Annotated in this window: 4 protein-coding genes, 1 rRNA gene and 2 pseudogenes; all 7 read left to right on the top strand. The window is 29.6% G+C overall.

Going from position 1 to position 10,651, the window contains the following annotated elements; all coding sequences use genetic code 11:
* Nucleotides 1-85 (top strand): 5S ribosomal RNA (gene rrf, locus M4I33_RS16595); the annotation flags it as partial.
* Between the two features lie 130 nt (nucleotides 86-215).
* Nucleotides 216-1,433: pseudogene (locus tag M4I33_RS16590) on the top strand (SulP family inorganic anion transporter); the annotation flags it as partial.
* 267 nt (nucleotides 1,434-1,700) lie between these two features.
* Complete coding sequence (gene glgB, locus M4I33_RS16585; protein ID WP_374707723.1) at nucleotides 1,701-3,701, top strand: 1,4-alpha-glucan branching protein GlgB; 2,001 nt, start codon at nucleotides 1,701-1,703, stop codon at nucleotides 3,699-3,701.
* A gap of 17 nt (nucleotides 3,702-3,718) precedes the next feature.
* The gene (gene glgA / locus M4I33_RS16580) at nucleotides 3,719-5,152 is read left to right on the top strand and encodes a glycogen synthase GlgA (RefSeq protein ID WP_257917836.1); all 1,434 of its coding nucleotides are present in this window, start codon (nucleotides 3,719-3,721) and stop codon (nucleotides 5,150-5,152) included.
* A 39-nt stretch (nucleotides 5,153-5,191) separates the two neighbouring features.
* A pseudogene (locus M4I33_RS16575) lies at nucleotides 5,192-7,630 on the top strand (glycogen/starch/alpha-glucan phosphorylase).
* Between the two features lie 216 nt (nucleotides 7,631-7,846).
* A complete protein-coding gene (locus M4I33_RS16570) occupies nucleotides 7,847-9,007 on the top strand; it encodes a glucose-1-phosphate adenylyltransferase (RefSeq protein ID WP_257917835.1) in 1,161 nt (386 codons plus the stop codon).
* A 22-nt stretch (nucleotides 9,008-9,029) separates the two neighbouring features.
* Nucleotides 9,030-10,142 (top strand): glucose-1-phosphate adenylyltransferase subunit GlgD, encoded by a 1,113-nt coding sequence (gene glgD, locus M4I33_RS16565; protein WP_194192688.1) that lies wholly within the window; start codon nucleotides 9,030-9,032, stop codon nucleotides 10,140-10,142.
* Nucleotides 10,143-10,651 lie beyond the last annotated feature (509 nt).

Below are 10,651 nucleotides of genomic sequence, written 5' to 3'. Positions count from 1 at the left end.
TCCCATTCCGAACAGGAAAGTTAAGCTCTACAGCGCCGATGGTACTGCACGGGAGACTGTGTGGGAGAGTAGGACGTCGCCAAGTAAGCTAAAAAGGATAGTATAAACTATCCTTTTTTTATGCGGAAATATAGTTTACAAAAAATTTATACAAGAGGAGGTTTACTTATTAATTTAAGTAGCCTCCATTAACGCGTAAGGGGGAAGTTTTTTTAATGAAAAAACCAAAGTTTTTTTCTATAATAAAACATAGAAAAAAAGAATTAACTAAGGAACAGTTAATGAAGGATATCATCGCGGGGATTATAGTTGCTATAATAGCATTACCGTTATCTATCGCCCTAGGTATTTCGTCAGGAGTAACACCAGAAAAAGGATTAATAACTGCAATAGTTGCAGGATTATTTATTTCTGTATTTGGTGTAAGTAGAGTTCAAATAGGAGGTCCTACTGGTGCTTTCGTAGTAATTGTTTATGGAATAATTGAAAAGTACGGAATAGAGGGACTTATTATTTCAACTTTAATGGCAGGTGTTATATTAATTTTATTTGGATTACTTAGACTTGGAAATCTAATAAAATTTATTCCTAAAAGTATAGTCTTAGGATTTACCTTAGGAATAGCAGTTACATTATTATCAACTCAAATAAAAGATTTATTTGGATTTGATGTTAAAGAAGTACCATCTGAGTTTTTAGCAAAATGGGAAGTTTATATTTCAAACTTTACTCATTTGGATTGGATGACACTTTTAATAGGAATTGGCTGTATTGCCCTTATAGTCTTATTCCCTAAAATAAATAAAACTATTCCAGGTTCATTAATAGCATTAATAGTTGCAACTGGTATAGTTAGTATGTTCCATTTACCTGTTACTACAATAGGTGATCAATATGGAGCTATATCATCAAACATACCAACGCCAGCTTTACCTCATATTACTTTAGCTGAGATAAAGCAACTTATATTACCATCACTTACTATTGCATTTTTAGCTTCTATAGAGTCATTATTATCAGCAGTAGTAGCAGATGGAATGATAGATAAAAAGCATAATTCAAATACTGAATTAATAGGACAAGGTATTGCAAATATAGCATCATCATTATTTGGTGGAATTCCAGCAACAGGTGCTATAGCAAGAACAGCAGCAAATATTAAAAACGGAGGAAGAACTCCAGTAGCTGGAATAATACATGCAGTTACATTAATATTAATTATGAAAATATTTATGCCATTTGTTCAATATATTCCTTTAGTTTGCTTAGCTGCAATACTTGCAGTTGTTTCATATAATATGAGTGAGTGGAGAGAATGTATAAAAATAGTTACAGGAAATAAATTAGATGCTATAGAGCTTTTAATTACATTTGTTTTAACGGTTACTATAGATTTAGTAGCAGCTATAGTAGTTGCTATGATATTCCACTTAATTAGAGTTAAATTCTTTAACAAAGAAATTAAAAAAGAAAGCGATAAAGTATTAGCTTAAGATTTAAAGCGATAGAAATTTTTCTATCGCTTTTTTTTATACCTTTTTATAATTTGTTTTAATTTAATAAGTTTAAATATCTCTTTATATAAACGTTTTACTTAGTAAGTTCTAGAAAAAATCGAAAATTTATTAATAAATCTTAGATTTTAAGAATAGGATAATAGAAGTTAAAAAGGATAAATGGATTTATGGAGGTTAACGAAGATGAAATTAGAAAAGAAGTCTATTATTAGCGTTGTTGAAAAAGCAAAAGAAAAATATTATGGGAAAAATGACTTAACAGATTTTAATACTTATTTGTTTCATCAAGGAAGAAATTATTCTTCATATAACATATTAGGAAGTCATTTTGTTTTTGAAAATAATGTTTACGGAGTAAGATTTACAACTTGGGCACCAAAAGCTAAAGAAGTTTTTGTTGTTGGAGATTTTAATGATTTTTCTATAAATGAAGATTATAAGATGAATAGAGTTTCTAAAGAAGGTCTTTTTTCTTTATTTATTGCAGGGATTCAAGAAGAAGCAAAATATAAGTTAGCTATTGTTACAAAAAATAATGAAATTAACTATAAATCAGACCCATATGCTAGAAAATCAGAGCTTCGCCCACAGAGCGCATCTATTGCAATTAAAGAATTAGATTTTAATTGGAACGATAAAGACTGGATTAAAGAGAGAAATGAAAAAAATATATATGAAAGCCCTATAAATATTTACGAGCTACATTTAGGTTCTTGGAAAACTAAAGATTCTAAGTTTTTAACATATAAAGAATTAAGTAAAGAACTACCTAAATATGTTAAGGAGATGGGATACACTTACGTTGAAATAATGCCTATAGTTGAGCATCCTTTAGATGCATCTTGGGGATATCAGGGTCTTGGATTTTATTCTTTAACTACTAGGTATGGAGATATTTCAGGATTTAAAGAGCTTATAGATGAGCTTCATAAAAATAATATAGGCGTTATTTTAGATTGGGCGCCAGGACATTTTTGTAAGGATTCCCACGGATTATATAAATTTGACGGAGGAGCAACTTACGAATACGAAGAAGAGTGGAAAGCTGAAAATAGAGGCTGGGGAACAGCGAATTTTGATTTAGGGAGACCTGAAGTTAAAAGCTTCTTAATCTCTAACGCTTTATATTGGTTTAGAGAATTTCATATAGATGGTCTTAGAGTAGATGCAGTTTCAAATATGCTTTACTTAAACTACGGTAGAGACTTTGGAGAGTGGGTTCCTAATATATTTGGAGAAGATGGGAACCTTGAAGGAATCCAGTTTATAAAGGATTTAAATACAGCTATTTTTAGTGAATTTAAAAATGCTCTTATGATAGCTGAAGAATCAACATCTTGGCCAAATGTTTGTAAACCGATAGAACAAGGTGGACTAGGTTTTAATTTTAAGTGGAATATGGGATGGATGAATGACACCTTAGAGTATGTTGAGATGGATACTATATATAGAAAATATCATCATAATAATTTAACTTTTGCTATGATGTATAACTACTCTGAAAATTTTATTCTTCCTATTTCTCACGATGAAGTAGTTCATGGAAAAAAATCATTAGTAGATAAGATGTGGGGAGATTATTGGACAAAGTTTGCAGGTCTTAGAAATCTAGCGTGTTATATGATAGGTCATCCTGGTAAGAAGTTAACATTTATGGGATGCGAGTTTGGACAATTTATTGAATGGAGAGAATATGAGGAACTTGAGTGGAAACTTATAGATAATTACCCTATGCATAAAGATACTCAGTTATTTTATAAAGAGTTAAATCATCTATATAAAAATAATAAATCTTTGTGGGAACTTGATTATTCTTTCGAAGGGTTTAAATGGATAGATGCAGATAATAATGACCAAAGCGTTATTTCTTTTGTTAGAAGAAGTAAAGATTCAGATGACTTTTTAGTATTTGTATGTAATTTTACTAAAAATGTATATTATGACTACAGAATTGGAGTACCAAGCGCTGGCTCGTATTTTGAGATTTTAAATTCAGATGATAAGAGATATGGAGGTTCAGGACAAGTTATGGAAGGAGAAATTTTTACAGAGGAAGTAGAATTTAATAATTTCAATCAAAGTATAAAGATTAAAGTTCCTCCAATGGGAACGACTATTTTAAAATATAAAAAAACTAAAAGAGAAGTAAAAAGTGAATTAAAGAATAAAGATATTGAAGTTTAGAAAAGGGGGATAGAAAAATGAAAGTATTGTTTGTAGGTTCAGAAGCAAATCCATTTATAAAGACAGGGGGGCTTGGTGATGTTTTAGGGACATTACCTAAGGCTTTAGTAAAAGAAGGAATAGATGCAAGGGTAGTTATACCAAAGTATAAAAATATAAATCAAGAATTAAAAGATAAATTAAAATTCTTAAAATGGTTTATGGTTAAAGTAGGTTGGAGAACTCAATACGCTGGTGTATTTGAATATAAAAAAGATGGAGTGACTTATTATCTTATAGATAACGAGTACTATTTTGGAAGAGATGGACTTTATGGTTATTATGATGACGGAGAAAGATTTGCATATTTTGATAGAGCAGTACTAGAGTTTTTAAAAGAGATAGAATATCAGCCAGATATAATTCATTGTAATGACTGGCATACAGGAATGATACCTGTAATGCTTGAAGTAGAGTATGCCAAAGACTTATTTTATTATAATATGAAATCAATTTTTTCAATACACAACTTAAAATTCCAAGGAGTATTTTCAAAAGATATTTTGCAAGATTTATTCGGATATGATTTAGAACCTTACTATAATAATAGTTTAGCTTTTGATGGTGGAGTAAGCTTTTTAAAAGGCGGAGTAATGTATTCAGATAGGATAACTACAGTAAGTAATACTTATGTAGAAGAAATTAAATCTTATGAGTATGGAGAAAGGATGGATTTTGATTTAAGAAATAGAAGCTATGCTTTAAGTGGAATTTTAAACGGAATAGATTACGAGGAATTTAATCCAGAAAAAGATAAAAATATCTATAGACATTTTAATAAAAATAATTTAGAAGGCAAAGGGATAAATAAAGAAGAACTTCAAAAAGAACTAGGACTTCCTGTAAATAAAGATGCAGCTATGATTGGTATAGTATCAAGACTTACAAATCAAAAGGGACTAGATCTTATAGTTGAAATAGCAGATAGACTTCTTCAGCATAATATTCAATTAGTTGTAGTTGGAACTGGGGATTATATTTATGAAGAACATTTTAAAGGATTAGCTTGTAGATATAACGATAAAGTATCTGCAAATATAAAGTTTGATAATATGCTAGCACACAAAGTCTATGCAGCTAGTGATATGTTTTTAATGCCTTCTTTATTTGAACCATGCGGGCTAGGACAACTTATATCTTTAAGGTATGGTTCTGTTCCTGTAGTTAGAGAAACAGGTGGGTTAAAAGACACAATTTCACCTTACAATAAATATAATGGATTAGGGAATGGTTTTAGTTTTACTCATTATAACGGTAATGATCTATTAAATGTACTTGAATATGCTTTAGAAATTTTTAAAGATAAAGATTCTTGGAACAATATAGTTAAACAAGCTATGGAATCAGACAATAGTTTTGAAAAATCAGCTAAAGAATACGTTAATCTTTATAATAATTTAGTTAAAAAGTAAATTTAAGTTACATCATATCTAGAGAGAGGGGGGAGCAGTATGCTAACCATCGACAAACATTCTTTTAAAAAGGCTTACGAAAAAAAGTATCTTGAAATTAATGGTGAAGAGCTATCAACAGGTAGTAATTATAAAAAATATGAGGCCTTAGGGAATTTAGTTAGAGATTATGTAGCAGAGAGCTGGATGAACACTAACAAAAAATATAATAGTACAGGTGAAAAGCAAGTATATTATTTTTCAATGGAATTTTTACTAGGAAGGCTTTTAGGTGATGCTTTATTAAACTTAGGGATTAGAGATATATGTAATGAAGCATTAAAAGAATTAAATATAGATTTAAAAGATTTAGAAGATCTAGAACAAGACCAAGGTCTCGGAAATGGTGGGCTAGGAAGGCTTGCTGCATGCTTCCTTGATTCAATGGCTTCTTTAAATATAGCAGGTCATGGATGCGGAATTAGATATAAATATGGTTTTTTTGAACAAAAGATAGTAAATGGAAGCCAAGTTGAAGTTCCTGATAACTGGCTTAGAGAGGGTAATGTTTGGGAAAAAAGAAAAAATGATAAAAGAGAGATAGTTAAGTTTGGTGGAGAGGTTATAACTCAAAATATAAATGGAAAGATAAAATTTCTTCACATAAATTATGAGCCAATACTTGCAGTTCCTTATGATACTCCAATAGTCGGGTATGAAAATGAAACAGTAAATACTCTAAGGCTTTGGAGCGCAGAAACTGTAAGTAACGAATTTGATTTTTCATCATTTAGTAGAGGTGAGTTTTTAAAAGCGTTAGAATATAAAAATTCAGTTGAAGCTATATCTCAAGTTTTATATCCAGATGATACGCAATATGAAGGAAAGATGCTTAGGTTAAAGCAGCAATACTTCTTTGTATCTGCTGGAGTACAAAGTGTAATAAGACACTTTAAAAGACATGGTGGAGATATTTTAGAATTAGATGAAAAGATGGCTATTCATATTAATGATACACATCCAACTCTTGCTATCCCAGAACTTATGAGGATACTTTTAGATGAAGAGGGATTGCCTTGGGAAGTTGCTTGGAGGATAACTACAAACACTATATCTTACACAAACCATACTATACTATCAGAAGCTTTAGAGAAGTGGCCAGTTGATATGTTTAAAAAGCTTCTTCCAAGAATTTATATGATAGTTCAAGAGATAAATGAAAGATATTGCACAGAGCTTTGGAACAGTTATATAGGACAATGGGATAAGATTGCTCATATGGCAATACTTGCTGACGGTCAAGTTAGGATGGCTAATTTAGCTGTTGTGGGAAGTCATAGTGTAAATGGAGTTGCAAAACTTCATACAGAGATATTAAAGAAACAAGAAATGAGTGACCTTTATTATTTTTATCCAAATAAATTTAATAATAAAACAAATGGGATAACCCATAGAAGGTGGCTAATAAAAAGTAATAAGGAATTAACTAATCTTTTAAAAGAAACTATAGGAGATAGTTTTATAAAACATCCTACTGATTTAGATAAATTTGAAAGCTTTGCAAAAAATAAAGATGTTCAAGAAAAACTAGCATCAGTTAAAAGGTTAAATAAAGAAAAGTTAGCTAAAACTATTTACGAAATGAAAGGGATTAAAGTTAACCCAGATTCAATTTTTGATGTTCAAATTAAAAGAATACATGCATATAAAAGGCAAATTTTAAATTGCTTAAGGATAATGCATTTATATAATGAATTATTAAAAGACCCAAACAAGGATATAGTGCCTAGAACCTTTATCTTTGGAGGAAAGGCTGCGCCTAGTTATTATTTAGCAAAAAAAACTATAGAACTTATAAATTCAATTGCAGATACTATAAATAACGACCCTAGAGTAAGTGAAAAAATAAAAGTTGTATTTTTAGATAATTATAGAGTTTCTTTAGCAGAACAGATTATAAGAGCTACTGATGTTAGTGAGCAAATATCTACAACTACAAAAGAAGCATCAGGAACATCTAATATGAAGTTTATGATGAATGGTGCAGTTACTATTGCTACTTTAGATGGTGCAAACATCGAAATTAGAGATGAAGTTTCAGATGATAATATAGTTATATTTGGTTTAACTTCAAAATAAGTATTAGACTATTATAAAAATGGTGGGTATCTTTCTTACGATATATATAGAAGTGATATAAGAATAAAAAATGTTATAGATGATCTTATGAATGGAAAATATCATTATGATAGTAACAGGTTTAAGGCTATTTACGAGAATCTAATAACTTATAATGATGAGTTTTTTGTTTTAAAAGATTTTGATGATTATATAAGAGCACAAGAAAAAATAGATTATTTATATAGAGACAAATATAAGTGGCAAGAGATGTGTGGTATAAATATCGCTCATTCTGGAATATTTTCTTCAGATAGGACTATTTTAGAATACGCAACTGGTATTTGGGGAACTGAATTGGTTTACAAAAATCTGAAATAATTAATCTAAAATAAAGGTAAATTAAAATAAATATAAAAAAAGAGATATTAAGAGAAAATTAGAGAATCAAAGAGTTATTTTTAAATAATTATTGATTCTCTTTCCTTTTGGAAAAGATTTCATAAAAATGGTTATGTATAAAGTGAACAGCTTCCTCATATGTTTATATAAGTAGTTTGAATAATAATTTTAAATGTACGAGAGGGGATGGAATATATGGGTAAAAAAGAGATAGTAGCTATGGTATTAGCAGGAGGACAAGGATCAAGGTTAGGTGTTTTAACAAAAAATGTTGCAAAACCAGCAGTTCCTTTTGGAGGAAAGTATAGAATTATAGATTTTCCTTTAAGTAACTGTTCAAATTCAGGAATTTATACAGTAGGGGTGTTAACTCAATACAAACCATTAGAATTGAATTCACATATAGGAATAGGCGATCCTTGGGATTTAGATAGAAGAGATGGAGGGGTTAGTATACTTCCACCATATCAAGAGGAAAAAGGCGGAATGTGGTACAAGGGTACTGCAAACGCTATATATCAAAACATAGAGTATATAGATAGTTATGATCCAAAATATGTTTTAGTGCTTTCAGGTGATCATATATATAAGATGGACTATGATAATATGCTTAGCTTCCATAAAGAAAAAAATGCAGATGCAACTATTGCAGTTATAAATGTTCCTTTAAAAGAAGCAAGTAGGTTTGGAATAATGAATACTAAAGAAGATTATAGTATTTATGAATTCGAAGAGAAACCTCAAAAACCGAAGAGTACTAATGCTTCTATGGGTATTTATATATTTAATTGGAAAACTTTAAAAAAGCATCTTATAGAAGATGAAATGGATCAAGAGTCAAGTAATGACTTTGGTAAAAACATAATACCTAAAATGCTTGAAGAAAATAGTAAGTTAGTTGCATATCCTTTTAAAGGTTATTGGAAGGATGTTGGAACTATAGAAAGTCTTTGGGAAGCTAATATGGATTTATTAGATGAGGATAATGGATTAGACCTTCACGATGAAGATTGGAAGATTTATTCTGTTAACCCTGTTTGTCCTGCTCAATATATATCAAAGGATGCAAAGATAAAGAATTCTTTAGTGGTGGAAGGTTGTACAGTGCATGGAACAGTAGAAAACTCTGTATTATTCCAAGGGGTTACTATAGGCAAGGGAGCTGTTATAAGAAATTCAGTTATAATGCCAAACTCAAACATTGAAGATGGCGTTGTTATAGATAAAGCAATTATAGGTAGCGATGCATTAGTTATGGAGGACTCTAGAATAGGAGACGGTGAAGAAATAGCTGTTGTTGCATCAAAAGAAGAAATATCAGCTGGTAGTTTATTAAGTGGTAGAAAGACAGTATAGAAGAAAGAGAGGGTGGTAAAATATGAAGAGGAATGATTGTTTAGGAATTATAAATTTAGATGAAAATGAAAGCAGGATGGGGGAGCTTGTAAGGAAGAGGCCTCTTGCGTCTGTTCCTGTTGCATCTAGATATAGAGTTATAGATTTTGTATTATCTAATATGACTAATTCAGGAATTGAATGTATAGGGATATTTACAAAAAATAAATCAAGATCATTGATGGATCATCTAACGAATGGTAGGCCGTGGGATTTACACAGAAAGAAAAATGGGTTAAAGGTTTTTAACTTTGGATATGAAGACCCAGCTTATGATGATGTGCATAGTTTTGCAGAAAACCTTGCTTTTGTAAAGTACAGCAAAAAAGAATATATAATTTTAGCTCCAGCTTATATGATTTGTAATATAGATTACAACGAGGTTATAGATTACCATAAGAAAAATAGTAATGACGTAACAGTTATATATAAGAACGTAGAAAATGCTGATAAAGAATATTTAGATTGTGACATATTAAATATAGATAGTTATAAAAGACTTGTAAGTGTTGGAGAAAATATAGGTAAAGAAAGCACTGCAAATGTAAGTATGGAAATGTATGTTATGAAAACAGCTTTATTTAATGAAATAGTGCACGAATCTATAAGAAGTGGAATGTATAGAAAAATAAAGCAGTATGTAAATGCTAATTTAGATAAATTAAAGGTTAGTACATTTAAATTTGATGGATATTTAAGTTGTATTAATTCTTTAAGTTCTTATTATAAAACTAATATGGATTTTCTAAAAGAAGAGGTAAGTTTAGAATTATTTAATTCTGAAAGACCTATCTATACTAAACCTAAAGATGAAAGTCCAAGTAAATTTACAGATGATAGTGATGTTAAAAATTCAATTATAGGAAATGGATGCTATATAGAAGGTGAAGTTGAAAATAGTATTATCTCAAGAAGAGTAAGGATTGGAAAAGGTGTAAAAGTTAAAGATTGTATCATAATGCAAGACGCTGTTATTGAAAATGATTCAGAACTTGAAAAAGTAATTGCAGAAAAGGGAACTGTAATTGGATATGAAGAAAGATATATAGGTTCTAAAAGATGGCCAATAGTTATGCAAAAAAGAAATGAATTATAAAAATAAGATTAAATTTAAAAAAGCTCAAGCTAATTACAAGTTAGTTTGAGCTTTATTTTTTTATTATTACGTATAAATTATATTATTTTCTGACAAAATAGTATTAGTTAAATCTATGAAATAAGAGGATTTATTTAAAATAGATAAAAGTTATATTACAAATTAAACCATAAAAAGGTATATTTGATAGAAAAATATCGAATACATATCCTGGTGTATCATTCTGAGAAAAAGTAAGTAAAAAAGAATTATAAAGAGTATTTTAAGAATAATTTTTATAAATAAGCAAATATGACTTTAGATGGTGGGTTTTGTATGTTATTATAAATATCGTCGCTGAGACAGACGAACAGTGTTTCGAAAGTGTCTCGGAGATAAAGATTTTTTCTGAAAAAACATTTTCAAAAAAGTGTTGACAGAAAAAAACTTAAATGTTAAGATAAGCAAGTCGCTTGAGTGCGACAGAGATTAAATGGTCTTTGAAAATTGAACAGATTTATATAATACAA

Source organism: Clostridium sp. LY3-2 (genome assembly GCF_024705715.1).
GTDB lineage: Bacteria > Bacillota > Clostridia > Clostridiales > Clostridiaceae > Clostridium.
Note: the sequence above shows the minus strand (reverse complement) of the source record. Positions and strands in the feature narration are given on the sequence as shown.